This is a genomic window from Nitrospira sp. CR1.1 (genome assembly GCA_014055465.1).
Lineage (GTDB): Bacteria > Nitrospirota > Nitrospiria > Nitrospirales > Nitrospiraceae > Nitrospira_A.
In genome coordinates this window covers 460,464-481,425 of record WIAF01000001.1, presented here as the reverse complement: position 1 = coordinate 481,425, position 20,962 = coordinate 460,464, and the positions used below count along the sequence as shown (strand labels likewise).

At 57.1% G+C, this 20,962-nt stretch carries 22 protein-coding genes; 18 read left to right on the top strand and 4 right to left on the bottom strand.

Annotation, left to right across the window (positions count from 1 at the left end; genetic code table 11):
• Positions 1-87 precede the first annotated feature (87 nt).
• From GDA65_02320 to GDA65_02310, 3 genes are all read left to right on the top strand, one after another.
• Complete coding sequence (locus GDA65_02320) at positions 88-498, top strand: CBS domain-containing protein (protein MBA5861533.1); 411 nt, start codon at positions 88-90, stop codon at positions 496-498.
• Positions 499-504: 6 nt separating this feature from the next.
• A complete protein-coding gene (locus GDA65_02315) occupies positions 505-2,136 on the top strand; it encodes a hypothetical protein (protein MBA5861532.1) in 1,632 nt (543 codons plus the stop codon).
• Positions 2,137-2,408: 272 nt separating this feature from the next.
• On the top strand, positions 2,409-2,888 hold the full coding sequence (locus GDA65_02310) for a hypothetical protein (GenBank protein ID MBA5861531.1): 480 nt from the start codon (positions 2,409-2,411) through the stop codon (positions 2,886-2,888).
• A 98-nt stretch (positions 2,889-2,986) separates the two neighbouring features.
• Here the strand turns inward: GDA65_02310 and GDA65_02305 are convergent, their stop codons facing one another.
• Together GDA65_02305 and GDA65_02300 are read right to left on the bottom strand one after the other, a co-directional pair.
• Positions 2,987-3,322, bottom strand: a complete 336-nt coding sequence (locus GDA65_02305; GenBank protein MBA5861530.1) for a hypothetical protein — start codon at positions 3,320-3,322, stop codon at positions 2,987-2,989.
• Positions 3,323-3,539: 217 nt separating this feature from the next.
• Entirely contained in the window at positions 3,540-3,887 is a 348-nt protein-coding gene (locus GDA65_02300) for a 4Fe-4S dicluster domain-containing protein (protein MBA5861529.1), read from the bottom strand.
• A gap of 247 nt (positions 3,888-4,134) precedes the next feature.
• Between GDA65_02300 and GDA65_02295 the strand changes: the two genes are divergently transcribed.
• The 15 genes from GDA65_02295 to GDA65_02225 all read left to right on the top strand — a co-directional run bounded on the left by GDA65_02295 (position 4,135) and on the right by GDA65_02225 (position 17,863).
• Positions 4,135-4,632, top strand: coding sequence for a hypothetical protein (locus GDA65_02295; protein MBA5861528.1), 498 nt, complete (start codon positions 4,135-4,137; stop codon positions 4,630-4,632).
• Between the two features lie 27 nt (positions 4,633-4,659).
• Positions 4,660-4,977, top strand: a complete 318-nt coding sequence (locus tag GDA65_02290) for a Rieske 2Fe-2S domain-containing protein (protein ID MBA5861527.1) — start codon at positions 4,660-4,662, stop codon at positions 4,975-4,977.
• Between the two features lie 35 nt (positions 4,978-5,012).
• The gene (locus GDA65_02285; GenBank protein ID MBA5861526.1) at positions 5,013-5,345 is read left to right on the top strand and encodes a hypothetical protein; all 333 of its coding nucleotides are present in this window, start codon (positions 5,013-5,015) and stop codon (positions 5,343-5,345) included.
• A 26-nt stretch (positions 5,346-5,371) separates the two neighbouring features.
• On the top strand, positions 5,372-6,211 hold the full coding sequence (gene dat, locus GDA65_02280) for a D-amino-acid transaminase (GenBank protein MBA5861525.1): 840 nt from the start codon (positions 5,372-5,374) through the stop codon (positions 6,209-6,211).
• Between the two features lie 89 nt (positions 6,212-6,300).
• On the top strand, positions 6,301-6,822 hold the full coding sequence (locus tag GDA65_02275) for a ribosome maturation factor RimP (protein ID MBA5861524.1): 522 nt from the start codon (positions 6,301-6,303) through the stop codon (positions 6,820-6,822).
• A gap of 41 nt (positions 6,823-6,863) precedes the next feature.
• Positions 6,864-8,033: a transcription termination/antitermination protein NusA gene (nusA, locus tag GDA65_02270; protein MBA5861523.1), complete on the top strand. Its 1,170-nt coding sequence runs from the start codon at positions 6,864-6,866 to the stop codon at positions 8,031-8,033.
• Between the two features lie 63 nt (positions 8,034-8,096).
• Positions 8,097-10,682 carry a translation initiation factor IF-2 gene (gene infB / locus GDA65_02265; GenBank protein MBA5861522.1) on the top strand — a complete coding sequence of 862 codons (2,586 nt, stop codon included), beginning with the start codon at positions 8,097-8,099 and terminating at the stop codon, positions 10,680-10,682.
• Entirely contained in the window at positions 10,679-10,960 is a 282-nt protein-coding gene (locus GDA65_02260; GenBank protein ID MBA5861521.1) for a DUF503 family protein, read from the top strand. The genes infB and GDA65_02260 overlap by 4 nt, the downstream gene beginning before the upstream one ends.
• Positions 10,961-10,969: 9 nt before the next feature.
• Positions 10,970-11,368, top strand: a complete 399-nt coding sequence (rbfA, locus tag GDA65_02255; GenBank protein MBA5861520.1) for a 30S ribosome-binding factor RbfA — start codon at positions 10,970-10,972, stop codon at positions 11,366-11,368.
• Positions 11,369-11,371: 3 nt separating this feature from the next.
• The gene (gene truB / locus GDA65_02250) at positions 11,372-12,403 is read left to right on the top strand and encodes a tRNA pseudouridine(55) synthase TruB (protein MBA5861519.1); all 1,032 of its coding nucleotides are present in this window, start codon (positions 11,372-11,374) and stop codon (positions 12,401-12,403) included.
• Between the two features lie 6 nt (positions 12,404-12,409).
• Positions 12,410-12,679, top strand: a complete 270-nt coding sequence (rpsO, locus tag GDA65_02245; protein ID MBA5861518.1) for a 30S ribosomal protein S15 — start codon at positions 12,410-12,412, stop codon at positions 12,677-12,679.
• Between the two features lie 187 nt (positions 12,680-12,866).
• A complete protein-coding gene (pnp, locus tag GDA65_02240) occupies positions 12,867-14,984 on the top strand; it encodes a polyribonucleotide nucleotidyltransferase (protein ID MBA5861517.1) in 2,118 nt (705 codons plus the stop codon).
• A gap of 6 nt (positions 14,985-14,990) precedes the next feature.
• Positions 14,991-16,244 carry an insulinase family protein gene (locus tag GDA65_02235; GenBank protein MBA5861516.1) on the top strand — a complete coding sequence of 418 codons (1,254 nt, stop codon included), beginning with the start codon at positions 14,991-14,993 and terminating at the stop codon, positions 16,242-16,244.
• Positions 16,245-16,618: 374 nt separating this feature from the next.
• Positions 16,619-17,131 carry a hypothetical protein gene (locus GDA65_02230; protein MBA5861515.1) on the top strand — a complete coding sequence of 171 codons (513 nt, stop codon included), beginning with the start codon at positions 16,619-16,621 and terminating at the stop codon, positions 17,129-17,131.
• 60 nt (positions 17,132-17,191) lie between these two features.
• Entirely contained in the window at positions 17,192-17,863 is a 672-nt protein-coding gene (locus GDA65_02225) for a hypothetical protein (GenBank protein ID MBA5861514.1), read from the top strand.
• Between the two features lie 107 nt (positions 17,864-17,970).
• On the opposite strand, the gene mutS is transcribed toward GDA65_02225, so the two are convergent.
• Both mutS and GDA65_02215 read right to left on the bottom strand, forming a co-directional pair.
• Positions 17,971-20,619 carry a DNA mismatch repair protein MutS gene (gene mutS, locus GDA65_02220; GenBank protein ID MBA5861513.1) on the bottom strand — a complete coding sequence of 883 codons (2,649 nt, stop codon included), beginning with the start codon at positions 20,617-20,619 and terminating at the stop codon, positions 17,971-17,973.
• Positions 20,612-20,956 (bottom strand): DUF1049 domain-containing protein, encoded by a 345-nt coding sequence (locus GDA65_02215; GenBank protein MBA5861512.1) that lies wholly within the window; start codon positions 20,954-20,956, stop codon positions 20,612-20,614. Before GDA65_02215 ends, mutS begins: the two co-directional genes overlap by 8 nt.
• Positions 20,957-20,962: the final 6 nt, after the last annotated feature.

The window sequence follows — 20,962 nt, the reverse complement described above, 5'->3', positions numbered from 1 at the left end:
GGTTCGTGCCAAATGACGCAGCGCGGGATGAATTGCAGATTGTGGCGTACTTGAGTAGAATTCGGCCCTCTTTGCAGGAGAAGACGCGTGGTGGTTGCAGGCGGGCCCATCCAACGACCGTTGGCCATGATGATGCGTCCCATCACGAAGACGGTGCGACCGGATGATTCGTTATTGGTTGTCGCGCAGCAATTGCGCGATGCCCGGGTCGGGGCGCTGCTCGTTGCTGATCATGGCGACTACGTGGGGATTGTCAGCGAGGCCGATCTTGTCCGCAAAGCCATGGCCAGCGGAGCGGCGTCCGAGCAGGTGACGGTTCGCTCGGTGATGAGCGCCCCGATCATGACGATCGATATCGCCCAATCCGCGCATGAGGCGAGTGATGTGATGGCCGAACGAGGAATTCGGCATCTGGTGATTACCGAAGAAGGGCGTGTGGTCGGAATGATTTCGGTGCGCGATCTGCTCCGATATTTCAAAAATTGGGGGACCTTGTAAAATGGTGTGGTCCCACACCCGCTGCCGATGCGTCTCCTCACTGTGTCCCGCGGTCTTTTGTCGATGATGGCACAAAGACCTGCTTCCGTTCCCATTTCCCGGCTCTTTTTGCTCATTACGGCGCTCGTGACCGGCGCTATCGTGATGGCGCTTGAAATTTTAGGCAGCCGCTTGCTGGCTCCTGTGTTCGGAAATTCCCTCTTCGTGTGGGGGGCATTGATCGGGATCATTCTGGCGGCCATGAGTTCGGGCTATGCCTTCGGCGGCTGGGCCTCGGATCGGTATCGCGTTGCGGCGGTCCTGGCTTGGCTTCTCCTTGGATCCGGCGCCTGGACGTTATTGATGTCCTGGATGGGGCAGGGCGCCATTTTCAAAGTCGCCAAAATGGTCGAGGATCCGCGATGGGGCCCAAGCCTCGCGGCATGTGTGTTGCTGGCTCCTCCGGCGTTCGGCTTGAGCGGAGTGATGCCCGCATTGCTTCGGTTGGCCGTCGTGGACATGGGATACCTCGGGCGCCGTACCGGCAGCATGATTGCGTTATCCACCGTCGGCAGCTTGGCGGGGACCTGGGGAACCGCGTTTTTTCTCCTTTCTTGGTTGGGAACGCAGACCCTTGTGGCCACGCTGGGGATGATTCAACTGGCGCTGGGGTTGCTATGGTTGCGACAAGGCAGCGGGAAGGTCACGAAATTGACTGGTTTGTTCATGACCGGCGCGCTCATGCTGGGATGGCAATTGTTCGGTCAGGCCCCTCCAGTTGCGGGATTGGTGTATCAGGAGGATAGTCCCTATCAGCAAGTCCGTGTGCGCGACGATGATCTGTTTCGCTATCTGGTCCTCGACCGTACCTGGCATGCGGTGATGTGGCGGTCGGATCCCACGGCCCTGTTTCTTCCCTATAGCCAACTCATGGTAGCGGCGGTTGCGCTGGCTCCGGAGCCCAAACGAGGGCTCATTTTGGGACACGGCGGTGGGTCGTTGGCGAAGTGGCTCGCTCAAGTCTGGCCTGAGTTGGAATTGGATGTCGTCGAATTTGATCCCGTCGTCGTGCGAATGGCGGAACAGTATTTCGAATACCATCCTCCCGCCAATCACCATGTGTCCGTGAAAGATGCCCGCGTGTTTCTGCGCGATACAAAGGCGACCTATGACGTGATTTGGGTCGACGCGTTTGCCCGGCATCTCATTCCCTTCCATTTGACCACGGTCGAGTTCTTTTCAGAGTTGCGTGGCAAGCTGAATCCCAACGGTGTGTTGGCTCTCAATCTGGCCTCTTCAGGAGAAGGAGGCGATCTGCAGCGTGCGAGTGCAGTCGTGCAGACGTTGAAGAGCTCGTTTCCCTCCATTGAATCGTTCGGAGTGAAGGGGCCGTGGCGTGCCCATCAGACGACGGCGGAGAATCTTATTTTCTTTGGCGGCGGCCCGATCGATATGATGTCGTATGACGAATTCGTGAAGCGTATTCAAATGCAGGTCGAGGCTCGGCGATTACCTCCTGAAGCGATAGCCCTGCTGGCCTCGCGACGTACTGCTCCCTGGTCGCCGGGCCTGACATTGACGGATGACTACACGCCATATGATCTACTGATTGGATCCCATGTGGTCGAAATGCCACCGGAGGGCAGCGCGTTGCCGTAAACATTTGAAATACCGTGCTGAATGACGGATTGTTGCTCAGGATTCTCAGAAAATTTCCCGCCTGGAGACGCCCGCTGACGGTCCAAGAACTTTCTTGCTTCCTTTTTAATCCCTATGCTATAAGGTTTCCCTCATCAGCCTTTTATTTAGGACATTTCCGAGCAGTGTGTGCTAGCCTCCGGGGCGCGGTGTCTAGCAGAGGTTCAGAGCGCGGCGGTCATTATTCACCAACCTAATCGCATCTCTTCTTAATCTCTTTAAGGAGGTAGGTCATGGGCAAGACGATGGTAGCAGTATTCTTTGGCCTGGTCATGTTAATGGCTGGGGCATCCGGCGCATACGCGTTGCAAGCTGGCGGTGTCGAGGTCGGCGATTTGGATACCGGCTCCGTGGTCGGTCAGCCGTTTAAAGAATTAATTGTGGATGCGGAATTGTACGCTGTGGAGATCGGGAGCTTGAAGGCCTGGTATCCGCCGGTGACGGTGATCGATTTTAAAATTCGCCCGGGACGTCCGGTCGTGCTGAAGGTGACGAATAACTCTTCGAGCGAGCATGGATTTCAAATGACCGATCCGGTCAACGCGGCTTCTCCGTTTGTGATGAAGGCTGAAGTTGTGCTGAAGCCGGGCGAAACCAAGTATATCGGTGTACCGACCAGCGACATGTTCAATGCGACGCAGGGAAACACGCTGACCTATCGCTGCCATTTGCACCCGGCTCACGTCGGTGGCAAGCTTGTCATGATCAAGTAATCCGCCCCATAAAGGTAGGAATTGCAACGCCCCGTTTGCAGTGATGCAGACGGGGCGTTGTTGTATCTGGCGCGGAAGGTGGTACGAAACAGACTCGCCTAGACTTCCTGCTCTTTTTGACATTCTGCCGCAGTATCCAGCGGAATGTTTTGAATGCCTTGAAGTCGCCCTTCCACGATCAACAGCAGGAAGCGATTCTCCGTCGGCGGTGTCTGCCGTCGGTCTGTCACGATAGCATTCATATCCACGATCATTTCGTCGCCGTCTTGTTGGGTGTCGTTCACGACCCAGAAATGACTGGCTGCATCAGGGAATTGTTTTGTGACGAACCTTTCGATGATGGTGCCGATATCGCCCATGTCGGTCATGGCCTGGGAGGGTAGCGGAGCGATGACGAGGACGGCTAAGAACGCGAGGCGAGAGAAGCATTTCATGTGTACCTCCCGTCGAGAGGGTAGCCAATGGATGAATGTCGCGGGGCCGCGTGAGGGGACGAGGTGGCCTGCGCAGGCGACAGTTCTCTTAAAGTCTACAGCGGTCGACTGCCGAAAGCCAGGGATGTCTCCGTTGTTGCACCGCTGCTTCGTAGCCCAAACAGCGAAGGCTCCCGGAGGAGCCTTCGTGGCGCCGCGCACATGTGCCGAAATCTAATTAGTTGCGGACGCCGCTCCAAACTTTGGCCGGATCAATTTCTTTGTCCGGATTCAACGATTTGGCTTTCTCCAGCAATACGTCAGTCGCCTCCGGATAGGCCGGATCGGCAATGCAACAGTTGTCCACCGGGCAGACAGCCGCACATTGCGGCTCGTCAAAGTGCCCGACGCACTCGGTGCAACGATCATGAGTGATGACGTAAATATTATCACCGACTCCTTGCCCGTCTCCGACGTGGTTGCCCTTGCCTTCAGCATCGCTTCGCGTTTCGAAAATGGCTTCATTGGGACATTCTGGCAGGCATGCCCCGCAGGAAATACACTCATCGGTGATCAGAAGCGCCATGGCCTATGCCTCCTTCGCAGTTCCTTTAATGACGGATAAGATGTTGACAATTTCGTGCCGCCGCGACCATAGTTCGCGGCGAAACAGGTCCGCATTCTATGCCGGCGTTCTTCGGCAAGTCAACAGAATGAGCCTTGGGAAGAAGGCCTAGCACTCGGCAAGTCATGGGGCTTTGGGCCCAATGTACATGCGGCTCTGCGCAGGTACGACTACATAAGGATGCATCCATGTCCGACTGCATTTGGTTATGGTGACGCGCGCGAGCGGCTCTGAATCGGAACAGCGTCGCAAAAAAATTGTCACGTTTGTGCTCTTAGTGATCCTGCTGATCAGTGTGAGCCTGTTTCTCGGTGGGCCGAAGGAATCCGAGGTCATCATCGTGGAGTTCCCGAACGGGAAGACGATGGAAACGGAAGTGGCCAGCACGCCGGAAAAGCTGCTGTTCGGTCTCGCCTTTCGGGAAGGATTGCCAGCCGATACGGGGATGCTTTATATCTTTGAGGCGACGGGAGCGCATCGTGTGGCGACTCGTCAGTTCCGCTTTCCTGTAGATATGTTCTGGGTAGATGAGAGTCATCATGTGGTGCAGATTCTAGAGCAGGTGCAGCCTTGCGCCCAGGATCCTTGTCCATTCTACGGTCCTCCGCCTGAGCCGATTCGGTATTTGATCGAGGCGGAGGCGGGGTACGCGAAACGCGCGGGGATTACGACCGGGATGGAACTGAAGTTTACGCTTCGGATGTAAGAGGAAGAAGGGGAGTTGGAATCGCTTATGGAAGGGTTTCAGTGTGTGGCCAAGGTTGAGGACATTCCTCCTGGCCAGGTCAAAGTCGTCAAGGTGAATGAGCGTGCCATTGCGGTGTTCAATATCGAGGGGCATTTTCATGCCATCTATAATTCGTGCCCTCATGAAGGTGGCCCGCTCAATAAGGGCCGCGTGAAAGGGCATGTCGTCTCCTGTCCCTGGCACGACTTGGCCTTTGATGTTCGAAATGGGCAAGGGACGGACGGCGGAGGGTACTGCGTCGGAAGCTATGATGTGCGGGTGGAAGGCGGACAGATATTTGTCGGAGGGCGGCGCAAGGTGTAGCCGCGCGGAGTGATGATGTCGGAGTTCTCAGGAAGATGAGCCCATTAAGCAAAACCGTTCCCACGGGTACCGAGCAGGAACCGGGTGCCAAAGTCATCAAGGCGCGAGTTGGAATGCCGGTTCACATCCGGCTCTGGGAGGATCGCACGAGGGGCGAATTATGGGTCCCAATGTATGATGCCGCTGTCATGCCCCTGGTGGAGGACGATTTTCTTCGCACGGCCAGCAACAATGCGGTCGATCAAGGACAGCGCACGTTCGAGTTTAAGCCCTCGACCCCCGGAACTCATCGGCTGGTCTTTGAAAAGCGATTGGGGTGGAAATTCACGGCCGAAGACCGGCAGATATTTTACGTCACCGCGTCTTGAGGCAAGGAGGCGGCGAGAAAACGGCCATGCCTGACATTGCGTGTGTGAATGGTCACTTCGGTCCTGTGGCGGAAGCCGTGGTCAGTATCGAGGACCGTGGGTTTCAGTTCGGGGACGGCGTGTATGAGGTTATCCGCACCTATCGGGGGAAACCATTTGCCCTAGACGAGCATTTTGCCCGGTTTGAGCGGAGTGCGCAGGCATTGGACCTCTCGCTGGGGCGCACCAAGGACCAGTGGATGGCGTTGATTCAGGAAGGCCTCCGGCTGAGCCGGTTTCCTGAGACCAAAATTTATCTGCAGGTGACGCGCGGGCAGGCTCCGCGGGATCATCCTTTTCCTGCCTCGCCTGTGCCGACGACGGTGCTGACCTTTCGCGAGCTTCATTCTCTCGACTCCTCGATTCGCAAGGCCGGGGTTCGGGCCATCACGGTAGACGACATTCGCTGGGGACGCTGCGATATTAAAAGCGTCAATCTTTTGGCGAATGTTCTGGCACGCCAGCGGGCAAAGGAAGCCGATGTATTCGAGGCCATTTTGGTTCGAGATGGATTAGTCACCGAGGGGTCTGTCAGTAATGTCATGATCGTGCGAAACGGTGTTATTGAGACCGCACCTGAAGGACACCGCATCCTTTCCGGGGTCACGCGGGCGATTGTTCTGGATCTGGCCAGGAAGGAAGGGCTGCCGGTTGTGGAATCTTTCGTCGGCCGGGACGATCTCCTGACGGCGTCCGAAGTCTTTTTGACGGGAACGACAGTGGAAGTATTACCGGTCGTACGCATTGATGGGCATGAGATCGGCGCGGGAGTGCCAGGCCCTCTGTCACAGCGTTTGTCTCGTCGTTGGGAAGCTCTGATCAGCTAGCGTCCCTTGCTTTCACTCCTATGGCATGGTAAGGTTCACGCGCTGTAAGTGGGCCTGGGCCCACTTTTTTGTTTGAGCAACTTTTGCCTATGAGTGATGCGGGAGCGGTGTCGGCAGGGAAGCCTTCGGTGAAACGCGCTGAGGTGCTCAACCTCCGCGTGCAAGAAGTTGCGGCTCCCATTCTGCAATCCCACGGCCTTGAGTTGGTCGAGACGGTGTGTGTTGGCCAAGGTCCCCGGACCGTGATCCGGGTCTTCATCGACAAGCCTGGCGGAATTTCGCTGACAGACTGTGAGCAGGCGCATCGTTCTCTGAGCCCGGCGCTGGACGTCATTGATCCGTTTCCGCATGCCTATACGCTGGAAATATCGTCGCCCGGCCTAGATCGGCCCCTGCGGACCGTGCAAGATTATCGGCGTGTGATCGGACAGCCGGTGACGCTCAAATTGCGCGAACCGCTTCAGTCGCAATGGCGGGTGGAGGGGACTGTGGTGGCGGTGGAGGATTGCGCGGTGACATTGGCTGTCCAGCAGAAGAAAATTATGGATACGATTCGGGTGGAGTTTGATCATATTGCGCTGGCGCGTCGAAAGGTTGAGTTTTCCAAGTAGTAGACGGTGCCCGGTGGTGTGTTAACCATGAGGTGTGAGCTATGAACCGAGAGTTGATCGCCGTCATCGATGAAATCGGCCGTCAAAAGGGCATCGATAAGGCCAGGGTCATTGGCGCGATCGAGTCGGCGCTGCAAACGGCTGCGAAAAAACGATTCGGCCAGGCCGAGAATATCCAGGTCGAAATTGACAGCAAGACCGGCGAAATTTCGGTGGTGTCCAAGAAAATCATCGTTGATACGGTGGCCAATCCGAAGGCTGAGATTTCCCTGAAGGAGGCGCGCGAATACGATGAAGGCGCGGAGGTCGGTGACGAAATCGGCTCCCTCATCGAGATGGACGAGTTAGGGCGCATCGCCGCTCAAACTGCCAAGCAGGTGATTTTTCAGAAGGTCCGGGAAGCTGAATGGGAAGCCGTTCAAAAGGAATATTCGACGCGCCAGGGAGACCTGGTGAACGGCATCATCCTCGGTATGGAGCGGAGAAATTTCCTGGTCGATCTCGGCAAGACCGAGGCAATTCTTCCTATTCAGGAACAGATCCCGCGTGAAACGTACCGGCGTGGAGATCGCGTGAAGGCGTTGCTGCTGGAGGTGCGTCGCACACCGAAGGACGTGCAGGTCATCCTGTCCCGTAGCCATCCGCAGTTTGTGGCCAAGATGTTCGAGCTGGAAGTCCCGGAGGTCGGGGAGAAAATCGTTGAGATCAAGTCGATCGTGCGCGAACCGGGCGATCGCACCAAGATCGCGGTGTCTTCGCGTGATAAAGCCGTGGATCCGGTGGGGGCCTGCGTCGGAATTAAGGGGTCGCGCGTACAGGCGGTGGTGCGAGAGTTGCGCGGAGAAAAGATCGACATTATCACCTGGACGCAGGATCCTCGCGTGTTCATCGCGGAGGCATTGAATCCCGCGACCATCGAGAAAGTCGGTATCGACGAAGAGAAGAAGTCGGCATTGGTGGTCGTGGCGGATTCGCAGCTCTCGCTGGCGATTGGGAAGAACGGGCAAAATGTCCGACTGGCCGCTCGCCTGACCGGCTGGAAGATCGATATCATCAGCGCGACGGAATATGAAAAGGAAAAGGCGGAGCGCGATCGAGACATCAAAGCGGCCTTGGCGGAAGAGACCGAGGCCCAGCGCCAGCAGGATGAGGCACGAAATCGGCGGGATACAGACGATCCTCCGCCGCCTGCGGCGCAGCTGGCAGACTGACGCAGCTCGGAACTCACGAGCTGAATGGCAATTATCTAAGCGGGTGGAGCTGAGCGGTACTGTATGCGCGTGTACGAATTAGCAAAGCAGCTGGGGATGGAAAATCGGGAGCTGATTCCTGAATTGAAGCGGCTCGGGATTCCGGTGGCGTCCCACAGCAGCGCCTTGGATGACGATTCGGTCCGCATCGCGCTCGAAAAGCTTGGCTCGAAGGCGCGCGCCGGTGAGGCGCCTTCTTCCGGGCATGAGGCTAAAAAAATGGTTCGTTTGCCGAAAGAGCCTAGTGGCTCGCACGCGGTCGCGCATGAAGAGCCGCCGAAGCCCGATAAAAAACGCATTCTCATCAAGAAGAAACGCGAAGAGGGTGCAGAGGAGGTTGCTGCGTCGCTCGCCGCAGCGGAAGCCGTGTTTGCGCCGGCCGCTCCCGCAGTACCGGACGCCGGTGTTGTGACTCCGGCCCCCCTGCCCGGTTCTGAGGTAGGCGAAGCTGGTCCAATTGCGTCTGTACCGGCTGAAGAAGCCGAGCCCCAGCCGCCTGTTGTTGCGACTGCCGAGGATGTGACGGTCAAGCCATCCCAGGCTCCAGTGATGACGGCCCCTCCTGTCGATCCCCTTGCGGCAGCGAAAAAGAAAAGCCTGGTTCCGGACGTGTTGGAAAGTGAAGCCGCCGCCCGCGAGAAATTAAAAAAAGCCAAGAAGGCGCCACGGACCCGGGAAGAAGACGAAGCCAAGTTTAAGAACGACGCCACCCGGTGGGGAGATCTGCGGGCGATCCCGGTGCAGCGGCGCGAAGACCGGTCCAAACATATTCACCATGCCTCGCCAACGGAAATCACCAAGCCGAGAAAGAAAAGCGTGAAATTGACCGCAGGAGTCAGCGTCAAAGAGTTTGCGGAACTCATCGGTCAGCGGCCGGCGGACGTGGTCCGGAAGCTGATGGATATGGGGCAGATGGTGACCTTCAACCAGTCGATTAATCTCGAAGCGGCGTCGTTGATTGCCGAAGAATATGGCGCCAGGGTGGAAGTGTCGACGGAGAAGGTGGGCGAAGCGTTGCTGGAAGAGGCGGCGCAATCCTCCGGGGAAGAACATGCCGTGTCGCGGCCCCCGGTCGTCACGATCATGGGCCATGTCGATCATGGAAAAACGTCCTTGTTGGATGCCATTCGTGAAACGAAGGTGGCGGAAGGCGAAGCCGGAGGCATTACGCAACATATCGGCGCCTATATCGTCGGTGTTCACGGCAAGCAAGTGACGTTCCTCGATACCCCGGGCCACGAAGCGTTTACGGCGATGCGGGCACGGGGAGCGAAAGCGACGGATATCGTCATTTTGGTCGTCGCGGCAGACGATGGTGTCATGCCTCAGACGGTTGAGGCGATTCATCATGCCAAGGCCGCCGGAGTTCCGCTGATCGTGGCCATCAACAAAGTGGACAAACCAGGCGCCAATGTCGACCGCGTAAAAAATGCCCTGACCGAGCATGGATTGGTAGCCGAGTCGTGGGGCGGTGACACGATCATGGTCGAAGTCTCCGCGAAGCAACGGACCGGTCTGGATCAGCTCTTGGAAATGATTCTCCTGCAGGCGGAAGTTCTGGAACTGAAAGCGGACCCCACCCGCATGGCGAAGGGCTTGGTGATCGAAGCCAAGCTGGACCGTGGACGGGGACCCATCGCGACGGTTCTGGTGCAAAGCGGAACCTTGCATGTGGGGGACGCGTTTGTGGTCGGCAATTTCAGCGGTCGCGTTCGTGCGCTGATCACGGATACGGGAAAGAAAACCACGGAAGCAGGGCCCTCGGTGCCCGTTGAAGTCATCGGATTGCCGGGAGTGCCGTCTGCCGGTGATGCGTTCACCATTGTGAAGGATGAGCGGGTCGCTCGCGAGATCGCGCAGGAAAGGGCGATGAAGCAGCGGGCAGCCGATTTGGCCGGTCCGGCGAAGGTCAGCCTGGATGATTTGTTTGCCAAGATCCAAGAGGGCAATGTCAAAGAATTGCCGATCGTGATCAAGGCTGACGTGCAGGGCTCATCAGAGGCCTTGGCAGCCGCCGTTGAAAAGATGCCGGCCGGGGCGGTCAAGTTGCGAGTCATGCACACCGGGGTCGGAGGGATTACCGAAACCGATATTCTGCTGGCGGCCGCATCGAAGGCAATTGTCATTGGGTTCAATATCCGTCCTGAACCGAAAGCGGCGGCGTTGGCGGAACGAGAAGGTGTGGACGTCCGTCTCTACAGCATCATTTATGATGCGCTGAACGATATCCGGGCGGCCATGGAAGGCTTGCTCGAACCCACGCTCAAGGAACGCATCCTCGGACGCGCTGAGGTGCGGCAGATGTTCACGATCCCCAAGGCCGGCCTGGTGGCCGGTTGCTACGTGGTGGACGGCGTCATTTCCCGGGCCAGCGCCGGGGTGCGTGTGATTCGGGATAGTGTGGTGGTCTATGAAGGCAAGTTGGGTTCGCTCAGGCGTTTCAAGGATGATGTGCGGGAAGTCCAGCAGGGATATGAATGCGGCATCACGGTTGAAAACTTCAACGACCTCAAATCAGGAGACATCATCGAGGCGTTTGCCATCGACAAGGTTGCGGCAAAGCTCGAATCGGCACACCGCGGCACTTCTCCGCAAACTCATCGGGCATGATCGTCGGACTTTGTACGGTCGAGTTGTTCATCCCCGATGGACATTCATTGAAAGACAAACGCCGGGTCTTGCAAAGTGTGAAAAGTCGTTTGCGGGAGAAGTTCAACGTGTCCGTCGCTGAAGTGGGGGATCAAGAGTTGTGGCAGAAGGCAATTTTAGGCTTGGCCTGCGTGGCGAATGAATCCGCCCACGTCAATCAGGTGTTGGACCAAGCCGTGAATCTGATTCAGGGGGTGCCCACGATTCAGTTACTCCGCTCTCGGATCGAGTTGCTGTAAGGCCGCGCCATGACGAAATCGACGTATAGCCGGGCCGATCGGGTGGCAGATCAGATCCGCATGGAAGTGGCTGACATTTTGATGCGGAAGATCAAAGATCCGCGCGTGCGTTCCGTGACGGTGACCGATGTGGAGTTGACTAAAGATTTGCGCATTGCGCGCGTCTTTGTCACGACCATGGAGCAGAACAAGGACGAGCGGCTGGTATTCGATGGACTGGCGAAGGCGAGTGGTTTCGTCCGGGCGGAGCTCGGGCGGCGCCTGGCGCTACGCTACCTGCCGGAATTGATCTTTATGAAAGATGTCAGCGGCCCGCGGGCTGACCGGGTTCTGGCCCTGTTGGACGGGTTGCATCAGGATGAGACCAGGGAAGGTATGCTCCCGGAATCCTCTCGCCCCGATGTGTAACCCATGACTATGATTGCATCGACGGAATTCCATACGGCTGCGATGGTTCAGGATGGGGTGCTCAATGTCCGCAAAGAGGCCGGATGGACCTCGCACGATGTGGTTGCCCGGATTCGGGGGAAATTGCGCGGGATAAAGCTGGGCCATGCGGGCACGCTGGATCCTGCGGCAACAGGGGTGTTGCCGTTGCTCGTCGGCCGGGGCACGCGCATCGCTGAATATCTGCTTGAGTGGGATAAGACGTATCTGGTCGGCCTGAAGTTGGGTGAAACGACCGATACGCAAGATGCGACAGGGACGGTGCTCCGGCGGTCGCCTATTACGGCCTTGACTGAAAGTCGTATCCGGGAGATTGTCGCCGGGTTTGAGGGTCGTATACAGCAGGTTCCTCCCATGTACTCGGCCGTGAAGGTGGGAGGGGTTCCCCTGTATAAGGCCGCGAGAGCTGGCAAGGATGTGGCGCGTCAGGCTCGTGAAGTCACCGTCTTTCGTTTGGAAATTGTGAACATTCAGCTTCCGAATGTGATGCTCCGGGTGGTCTGCTCCAAGGGCACCTATATCAGGACCCTCTGTGCGGACATTGGAGAACAGCTAGGGGTCGGCGGTCATATGGCGACGTTGATTCGCGAGCGCGTCGGCCCGCTGGTGGTGGAGCAGGCATTGACCGTCGAGGAAGTCGAGGCACGCCTGGCTCAGGGGACGCTGGCGGGATCGATGCTCACACTGGACGAGGCGCTCGTAGAACTTCCCGTCTGCATCGTTGGCGCAGAGACGGCGCGGAAGGTCTTACACGGGATGCCGGTGCCGGCCGCAGATGTGCTGAGTTGGCAGGGTCTGCCGACGGTTTTTTCGGAAGCATCGGGTCGGGCTATCCGCATCAAGGACAGTGTCGGGCAATTAGTCGCGATCGGCACCATGCCCACCGGGCTGGATGTTCAGGCGCGGAGTGCGAGTGAGCTGTCGATTGCTGTGTCAAAGGTATTCGTCACGGACGAATCACAGGGTGGTAGTATCGCGAACTCAATAGAGGAGTAGAGACGTATGGCACTGGTAAAAGAAGTGAAAACGGAGTTGATGAAGAGCTTTCAGCAGCATGACAAGGACACCGGCTCTCCGGAAGTGCAAATCGCCATTCTGACAAACCGGATCACGTATTTGACGGAACATTTTAAAATGCACAAGAAGGACCACCATTCCCGGCGTGGATTGTTGACGTTGGTCGGCCGACGTCGCCGTTTGCTGGATTATCTCCGACACATTGAAGAGGGCCGGTATCGCGCCGTGATCGAACGTCTGGGTATTCGTAAGTAGTCGGATGATCGAATCGGCCGCCACCATTCTGCGTGGCGGTCGAACTATTGTCCCCGCAGGTGAACACTGAAACAAGTTCAAACGCACGGGTCTACGCGCGGCGAGCGCAGAGGCCTGTGAAGGTTCCGTTTGCGAATTGAGCTTATCTCTGTGGGCATCTGTGGGATTTAACCGGAGGAGACCATAGATGAAACATGTCATAGACATCGAGTTGGCGGGTCGCCGCTTGACGCTGGAAACCGGCCGTATTGCCAAGCAGGCAGACGGCGCAATTTGGGCCACGTATGGCGACACCGTGGTCCTGGCGACGGCCGTGGCCTCACAAACCGCAAAACCCGGAGTGGATTTCCTTCCGCTGACCGTGGATTACCAGGAAAAAACCTACGCGGCGGGCAAGATTCCCGGCGGGTATTTCAAGCGGGAGGGACGACCCTCCGAGCGTGAAGTGCTCACCAGCCGGTTGATCGATCGTCCACTTCGCCCGCTCTTTCCCGAGGGCTACTATTTTGAAACCCAGGTCATCACCTCCGTTCTGTCGGCAGATAAGACCGGCGTATCTGATGTGATTGCCATCACCGCCGCATCCGCCGCGCTGGCGATCTCGTCGATTCCGTTTAATGGCCCGATTGCGGGTGTCAAGATTGGCCGCGTCAACGGCCAGTTTGTCGTCAATCCTGATCTGGAATCGCTGGAAACCAGCGATCTGCATCTCGTGGTGGCGGGAACGGCTGATGCCGTCATGATGGTCGAAGCGGGGGCCAATGAATTGCCTGAAGCGACTATGCTTGAGGCGATTGAGTTGGCGCATAGCGAGATCAAGAAAATCGTGGCGAAGATCGAAGAGCTCCGCACTCTGGCCGGTAAGCCAAAACGGGAGGTGAAGCAAGAACCGATCGATGCCGGTTTGGCCGAACAGGTGCGGAGGCTGGTGGCCGGGCCGATCCGTGAAGCCATTCTGATTCCCAATAAGAGCGCACGGCAAGAGCGATTGGACCAGGTGTTGGCGGAAACGCTTGCCGCGCTCAAATCGGACGAGCCGAATCGTGATCGGCACGTCAAGATTATTTTTCACGGGTTGGAGTACACCGAAGTTCGCAACATGATTCTCGAAAAGCGGGTGCGCGCCGATGGGCGCGGTCCGTCGGACATTCGCCCGATCACCTGCGAAGTGGGGGTGTTGCCCCGCGCGCACGGGTCTGCGGTTTTTACCCGGGGAGAAACGCAAAGTTTGGCGGTCGTGACATTGGGAACGACCGACGATGAACAGCGCATCGACGCCCTGGAAGGCGAATATATGCGCACCTTCATGTTGCACTACAATTTCCCGCCGTTCAGTGTCGGCGAGGCGCGGCCGTTGCGGTCTCCGGGGCGCCGCGAAGTCGGGCACGGGGCTCTGGCGGAGCGCGCATTGAAGTCGATCATTCCCGGTAAAGATAAGTTTCCCTACACGGTCCGGATTGTGTCGGAAATTCTTGAGTCAAACGGCTCCTCCTCCATGGCCACGGTCTGCGGTGGAACTCTGGCATTGTTGGACGCGGGTGTGCCGATCAAGGAACCGGTGGCCGGTATTGCGATGGGACTGATCAAGGAAGGTAATCAGGTATTGGTCCTATCAGATATTCTTGGGTTGGAGGATCATCTGGGCGATATGGACTTCAAGGTCACGGGGACGAAGAACGGAGTCACCGCGCTTCAGATGGACATCAAGATCGGGGGCATCGATTCCGCATTGATGCGTGAAGCCCTGGCGCAAGCCAAGGCTGGCAGGCTGCACATTCTCGGATGCATGGCGCAGGCGTTGACGGCTCCGAGGACCAAATTGTCCGCATTCGCTCCGCGCATATTCCCGATGAAGATTAAGCAGGACAAGATCCGGGACGTCATCGGACCAGGCGGAAAAATGATCCGCAGCATCATCGCGGAGACGGGTGTGAAGATCAACGTGGAAGACACGGGCGATGTGACGATCGCGTCTTCGGACGAAGCATCGGCGCAGAAGGCCATCGATATGATCAAGCGCCTGACGGAAGAAGTCGAAGTCGGCAAGATTTATCTGGGGACGGTTCGAAAGATCATGGATTTCGGCGCCTTCGTCGAGGTCCTTCCGGGTACGGACGGCCTGGTCCACATTTCTCAGCTCGCCCATCATCGCGTGAAGGCCGTCACCGACGAGGTGTCCGAGGGGGACCAAATCCAGGTGAAAGTGCTGGAAATCGATAAGCAGGGGAAAATTCGTTTGAGCCGGAAAGAAGCGATGCCGGCACCTGCGGGGGCTCCCTCCACCGAACCGACGCCCGCAGGATAATCGACCGTGTATCGCAAGATCGTTCTCGACAACAAGTTGCGGGTCGTGGCCGAATTACTCCCGACGTTGAAGTCTGTCACGATCGGGATTTGGGTCAATGTCGGGTCTCGCGATGAGCAGCCGGGAGAGGAGGGGCTCTCTCACTTCCTGGAGCATATGTTTTTCAAGGGAACGCGAAGCCGGTCGGCCACGCAGATTTCCCGTGAAATCGATGCGCTGGGCGGAGAGATGAACGCCTTTACGACCCGCGAGACGACCACGTTTTATGTGAAAGTGCTCGATCAGCAATTGGAGGCCGCGCTGGAGCTCCTGTCTGACCTGTTCTACCGTTCCCGATTCGAGCCCAAGGAAGTCGAGAAGGAAAAGCAGGTGGTGCTGGAAGAGATCCGGATGGTTCAGGATGATCCCGAGGATCTCGTGCAGGAACTCCATATGAAGCATACGCTCGGGAGCCACCCGTTGGGCCGGCCCATTCTAGGGCAAGCTCCGAGAATCCAGGCGTTGGGTCGTCACGACCTCGTTTCCTATGTCGGTTCTCACTACGATCCTGAGCGCACAGTTGTCGCCGTCGCGGGGAATTTCACCTGGAAGCGCCTTGAGAAACTCCTGGCACGTTACTTCTCCGCCCCTCACAAGGGCGTCGCCGTCAAGCAGAGTCGACGGCCTCCTGAGGTCCGCGGCGGAGTACTGGTTCGGCGCAAAGCGCTTGAACAGGTCCATCTCTGTTTGGGTTTGCAAGGATTGGGTGCCGGGCATAAGGACCGGTATGCGGCTCATGCGCTGAATGGGGTACTAGGCGGAAGCGTGAGTTCGCGCCTGTTTCAGGAGGTGAGGGAGAAGCGTGGTCTCGTGTATTCGATTTATTCGTTTTTGTCCACATACTCGGATGGCGGGATGACGACGGTCTATGCAGGCACGCGCCCTAAGGAGGTGGAGCGTGTCGTAGAGGTGGTCTGTCGTGAGCTGAAGAAGCTCCGAAGCAAGGGAATTGATGCGAAAGATCTGGCGCGCGTGAAGAATCAAATGAAGGGCAGTCTCATGCTCAGCCTCGAAAGCTCGCACAGCCGCATGAGTAAATTAGCAAAGGATGAGTTGACGCAAGGCAGTCATGTCTCACTCGAACAGATGATCGGGGAGATTGATCGGGTGACCACGGATCAGGTCTATCGTGTGGCGCAAACACTGTTGGATCAGCGCTGTCTTGCTATCACGGCGCTCGGACCGATTCCGGCCAGGAGTCTTCAGTCGTTTGCGTCATAATGGATCACCCGTCCGCCAAATCTTCCGTCGGCGGCGCAATGGAACGAGAGGAAGAAGAGATTTTTTTAAGCGGTCCTGTCAGGCTAACTGATTGATCAGATAGAACTTTGTTATTGGCGATGGCAGCAGGATTTTCAGAAAACATTTCCTTGACACGTTTGGTGGATTTAAGTACCATGGCCCCGTTTTCATCCTATACGTTCGAATTTATTTCGACTGCATTACAGGGGAAGGTAAGCAGAGAGAAAGGGGGTGTGTGTCGCACTTCCTCCTGCTAGCGCGTTCTCTGGATTTTTTGTTTTCTTGAACTCTTTTTTTGGGATACTGTGATTCAACGGTTCTCTGGTCATCATTTTTCCAAGGAGGGTAGGGTTATGAATAGGGTCGGAATTCTAGCCGCACTTGCAGTCTCCTCCGTTGTCGGCTTGTTGACCGCCGGTGTTTCGATGGCGGCCGATGCTCCAGCCGGGGGCGGACCCAGCGAAGTCACGACGGGCAGTGGTAAGTTTTTCAAAGGTGAGCCGACCAACACCTTAAAAGGTCGTGTGTGGTCGCAGTGGGCCGACAATCCTGATAACGAACTTCTCTTCGGTATCCAGTACTGGAATACCGGTGATCCGGCCTCAGGTGAAGGTGGCGGCCGTTCTTCAACTCAGATGGATGTTAAGCCGCCAGATCCTTTGTTTACCTGCTGCGCGTGGGGCTACACTGGCGGTACGGACAGGAATAATCCCTATGCCGGTTGGCATCATGCTCAGACCACGGTCCGGTTGGCCGTCAAGGATAAGGGTTTGATGGATCAAATCATCAAGGCATCGCAGGAGCTCGTCGCGATGGAAGTGACGCTTGATGGTCGTACCATTACCGGATTCAAGGTTCTGAAATAGAATTTATACGCGAGGCGACATTCTTTAGACTCTTTTGTCTTCTTTAAGGAGGATGTGATTATGAAGCTTCAAAAGCAAGGGTGGACCTTTATGGCTGCCGCAGCTTTGGTGGTAAGTTTTTCCTCCACTGCGCTAGCCATCGAGGCGTTCCAGGAGCGTTTTGAGTGGGGAGATCTGAGCAAGCCCACGACGCTGCAGGGCCGGGTGATTATTTTGGATCCGTACGATGAGGCAGTGTGGCTCAACATCGCGGTGTTCGGCGGGAACGCCGAGAGCGGATTATGGTGGCAGAGAGTTCATCCTGGAAAGAACCTCAAGTTTTATCCGGCGGATAAGAATGTATGGGAGCAACTGAAGTCCATGGCCCGTCCGCATTCCGGACCGGCGGCGGCGAAGGAAGTTCCCCCTGGATCTCCAACTACGTTGGTTGAGTTTGTGGCCCAGGAAACCGAGCAGAATCATCGGGTGATCACCTCCGTGAAGAAACTCAATGACAATGCCGGGGAAATGGGCAAGCCGAAGAGCATCTCGTCCCTTCGTCTCAAGGAATGTGAAGGCAAGACGGAAGTGGATGCTCCTTGCCACGCTGCGAAGACGTTGTTGAACACATCGCCGAAGACTCCGGATGGAGCCAATTTGCCCCTGCAGTATGATGTGTTGTTGCCCGATGGCAAGCCGATTGCCAATCTGATCCCTTGGACTGCCAAGTACAATCAGGGTAGCAAGCACTAAGTTCTAGCTCGTTAATTCGCTCATGAAAGAAGGCGGCACTCCACAAGGGTGCCGCCTTTTTGTTTATTCGGCATAGAGCCAAATTTGAGGGCGTCGATGGAGAATCGTTACTCGCTCAGGAGCCGTTGTTGCCAGGCGGCCAGCCGATTGAGCGCATCAAGGGGTGTCATGGAGAAGAGGTCCATTTGTCGGACTTCCTCCAGCATGGGATGGGGTGCCGGCAGCGTGGAATCAAACTGAAGGGCTTGCTGAGTTTCATGAATGGGGTGCGGGGACGTCGTCGATTCCAGCTGGGCAAGGACAGCCCTGGCTCGCTGTATGACCGTTTCCGGCAGCCCCGCTAGTTGTGCGACATGAATTCCATAACTTCGATCAGCTCCTCCCTGGACGATCTTGCGTAAAAATAGAACTTTTCCCGCACGCTCCTTGACCGCCACGGAATAATTGGTAATCCCGGTTCGCAGCCTCTCCAGCTGGGTCATTTCATGATAGTGGGTCGCGAAGAGCGTGCGTGCTCCGAGCCGCTGAGGGTCCTGGATGAATTCTGCAATGGCCCAGGCAATGCTCAAGCCGTCGTAGGTGCTGGTTCCACGACCGATTTCATCCAGCAGAATGAGGCTGCGCACTGTCGCACAGTTGAGGATATGAGCGGATTCGGTCATCTCCACCATAAAGGTGCTTTGGCCGCCGGCGAGATTGTCGGATGCCCCGACCCGCGTAAAGATACGATCAACCAATCCGATCCTGGCCTCGGCGGCCGGTACGAAGCTTCCCATTTGCGCCATTAAGGCAATGAGTGCCACCTGCCGGAGATAGGTGCTTTTTCCCGCCATATTGGGACCTGTCAGAATGTGCAGGCGGCTGGTCTGCAAATCCAGGTGCGTGTCATTGGGGATAAATCCCCCTGAGAGATCAAGGCGTTCGACCACAGGGTGGCGGCCCTGCTTGATGTGGAGGCCGTCGCCCGTATCGATGGTCGGCCGCACATACCGGTTTAATCCAGCGGTTTCCGCGAGGGCGGTCAGGACATCCAAGACGGCCAGCCTGCGGCTGATGTCCTGCAGGCGTGCTGTTTCGGCGGCGAGGCCTGTTCTGAGCTGTTCAAAGAGCGATTGCTCAAGCGCCATGAGTTTGACATCGGCCCCGGTGACACGTTCCTCCAATTCCTTTAACTCGGCCGTCATGAATCGCTCGGCATTAACCAGTGTCTGCTTTCGAATATAGTCAGGCGGAACTTTGGCAAGATTAGCTTTCGTGAGTTCGATGTAGTATCCGAAGACCTGGTTATACCGAATTTTAAGGGACTCGGCGCCGGTCCGGGCGCGTTCCTTGGCCTCAAGTCCGGCAATCCAGCCCTTCCCTTCGCGACTGGCTTTACGAAGTTCGTCCACCTCTGGATGGTACCCGTCCTTCACGATACCCCCATCGCGAATTGAAATCGGGGCGTCGGGCAGAATCGCTCGTTCAATCAGCTCATACAGGTCTTGCGCGTTGTCCCAGGATGCCGCAAGGTCGGCGAGGAGCGGGGCTTGCAGCGAGGAAAGGTCAGCCTGAATCGCAGGCAGGGAGGATAATGAGAGTTTCAGAGCCAACATATCGCGTGGATTGGCCGCTCCGAGAGACATCCGGCTGCAGAGCCGTGAAATGTCTTGGACGGTTCGTAGTGCCGTTCGAAGACGAACGCGCGGATCAATACTCTGTTTGAGTTCATCGACTGCAGTGAGGCGCGCTTCGATCGGAGCGCAAGTAACCAGAGGGCGCAGGAGCCACTCGCGGAGCAACCGGCTTCCCATCGCAGTGACGGTGCGGTCGAGGACACCGAGTAGCGTATGAGGCGAGCGGCTACTCAATGTTTCGTCCCATCTTCCCGCAGGCTTGACGAGTTCCAGGTTGCGGATGGTGACGCTGTCCAGATGCATGGCGTCGTGAGGCTGTCTGACCCGCAGGTGTCGAATATGGTCGAGCGAGGCCGATGGCTGTGTCTCCCTGACATAGCGCAATACCGCTGCACCGGCCTGGATGCCCAATGTGAGCTGGTGGCACCCGAAGGCGTCCAGCGAATGCACTTGGAAGTGTTCTTGGAGCATGGCGCGACCGGTGTCCAACTCAAACCAGTTCGCCGGTTGCGCGCAGCAGCGAGGTCCGGTCAATTCAGCCATCCAGGATGATTCTCTCGGTGGAACTCCTTCGGCATACAGCAGCTCTTTCGGGTCAAGGCGTGCGAGTTCGTCCATGAGGGCGATGTGTGCCTGCGGCCCATGGAATTCACAGAGCCAGTACTCTCCGGTTGACACCTCAAGCGTCGCGAGCCCGAAGGAGCACTGTGTCAAGTCGTGCCCCACAGGGCGAAGACGGGACGCCACGGCTGCCAGGACGTTGGATTCCGAGGAGGGCAGGAATTCGCTATCAATGAGTGTGCCGGGGGTGTAGAGCCGGACGACTTCCCGTCGGACCAGGCCCTTGGCTAGTTTCGGGTCTTCGACTTGCTCACACAGGGCGACCGTTCGGCCCGCGCGAAGCAGCTTGGCGATATAATTTGTCGCGGCATGATAGGGAACGCCACACAGTGGAATGGGCGTGTCGCTGGATTTATCCCGGGACGTCAGCGCAATCGAGAGAAGCTTGGAGGCTTCGATCGCGTCTTCCTGAAACATTTCATAGAAATCGCCGACCCGGAAAAACAGGATGGCATCACGGTAGGCCTGCTTGATCTCGCGGTACTGCCGCATCAACGGCGTGCCGTCAGCGTCACCCATCGACGGGTTCTCCCTCAGAGGGGATGTCAGAAGAGGTGCCTACGCGGCGGGCGGCTTTGTCGAGCGCCTGGCGCAGCCGTTCCAAATCGACTTCGGCTTCCTGCAGAGCCTTGGTTTTGCGACGAAGTTCGATCCGTCCGCGGACCCAGGCCGGAAAGAGCAGAATACCGGACACCAGCAGGCCGACGCCGAAGGCGGCCAGGATCGGCTTATAGATCAGAATCGAAGCCGATCGAAGGCCGAAGAAATACCGGAGAGTGACCTCCTGTTCTTGATTCTGAAGAAAGAACGACAGCGCCAGCAGCAGTACCGTCCCTACCAATATCAAGCGGATCAATGCGAG

What these genes read in the sequence shown, in the direction of transcription:
- GDA65_02310 (MBA5861531.1), top strand. Translation starts at nt 2,409, where the DNA reads ATGGGCAAGACGATGGTAGCAGTATTCTTTGGCCTGGTCATGTTAATG.
- GDA65_02305 (MBA5861530.1), bottom strand. Translation starts at nt 3,322, where the DNA reads ATGAAATGCTTCTCTCGCCTCGCGTTCTTAGCCGTCCTCGTCATCGCT.
- GDA65_02300 (MBA5861529.1), bottom strand. Translation starts at nt 3,887, where the DNA reads ATGGCGCTTCTGATCACCGATGAGTGTATTTCCTGCGGGGCATGCCTG.
- GDA65_02295 (MBA5861528.1), top strand. Translation starts at nt 4,135, where the DNA reads ATGGTGACGCGCGCGAGCGGCTCTGAATCGGAACAGCGTCGCAAAAAA.
- GDA65_02290 (MBA5861527.1), top strand. Translation starts at nt 4,660, where the DNA reads ATGGAAGGGTTTCAGTGTGTGGCCAAGGTTGAGGACATTCCTCCTGGC.
- GDA65_02285 (MBA5861526.1), top strand. Translation starts at nt 5,013, where the DNA reads ATGAGCCCATTAAGCAAAACCGTTCCCACGGGTACCGAGCAGGAACCG.
- dat (MBA5861525.1), top strand. Translation starts at nt 5,372, where the DNA reads ATGCCTGACATTGCGTGTGTGAATGGTCACTTCGGTCCTGTGGCGGAA.
- GDA65_02275 (MBA5861524.1), top strand. Translation starts at nt 6,301, where the DNA reads ATGAGTGATGCGGGAGCGGTGTCGGCAGGGAAGCCTTCGGTGAAACGC.
- nusA (MBA5861523.1), top strand. Translation starts at nt 6,864, where the DNA reads ATGAACCGAGAGTTGATCGCCGTCATCGATGAAATCGGCCGTCAAAAG.
- infB (MBA5861522.1), top strand. Translation starts at nt 8,097, where the DNA reads ATGCGCGTGTACGAATTAGCAAAGCAGCTGGGGATGGAAAATCGGGAG.
- GDA65_02260 (MBA5861521.1), top strand. Translation starts at nt 10,679, where the DNA reads ATGATCGTCGGACTTTGTACGGTCGAGTTGTTCATCCCCGATGGACAT.
- rbfA (MBA5861520.1), top strand. Translation starts at nt 10,970, where the DNA reads ATGACGAAATCGACGTATAGCCGGGCCGATCGGGTGGCAGATCAGATC.
- truB (MBA5861519.1), top strand. Translation starts at nt 11,372, where the DNA reads ATGACTATGATTGCATCGACGGAATTCCATACGGCTGCGATGGTTCAG.
- rpsO (MBA5861518.1), top strand. Translation starts at nt 12,410, where the DNA reads ATGGCACTGGTAAAAGAAGTGAAAACGGAGTTGATGAAGAGCTTTCAG.
- pnp (MBA5861517.1), top strand. Translation starts at nt 12,867, where the DNA reads ATGAAACATGTCATAGACATCGAGTTGGCGGGTCGCCGCTTGACGCTG.
- GDA65_02230 (MBA5861515.1), top strand. Translation starts at nt 16,619, where the DNA reads ATGAATAGGGTCGGAATTCTAGCCGCACTTGCAGTCTCCTCCGTTGTC.
- GDA65_02225 (MBA5861514.1), top strand. Translation starts at nt 17,192, where the DNA reads ATGAAGCTTCAAAAGCAAGGGTGGACCTTTATGGCTGCCGCAGCTTTG.
- mutS (MBA5861513.1), bottom strand. Translation starts at nt 20,619, where the DNA reads ATGGGTGACGCTGACGGCACGCCGTTGATGCGGCAGTACCGCGAGATC.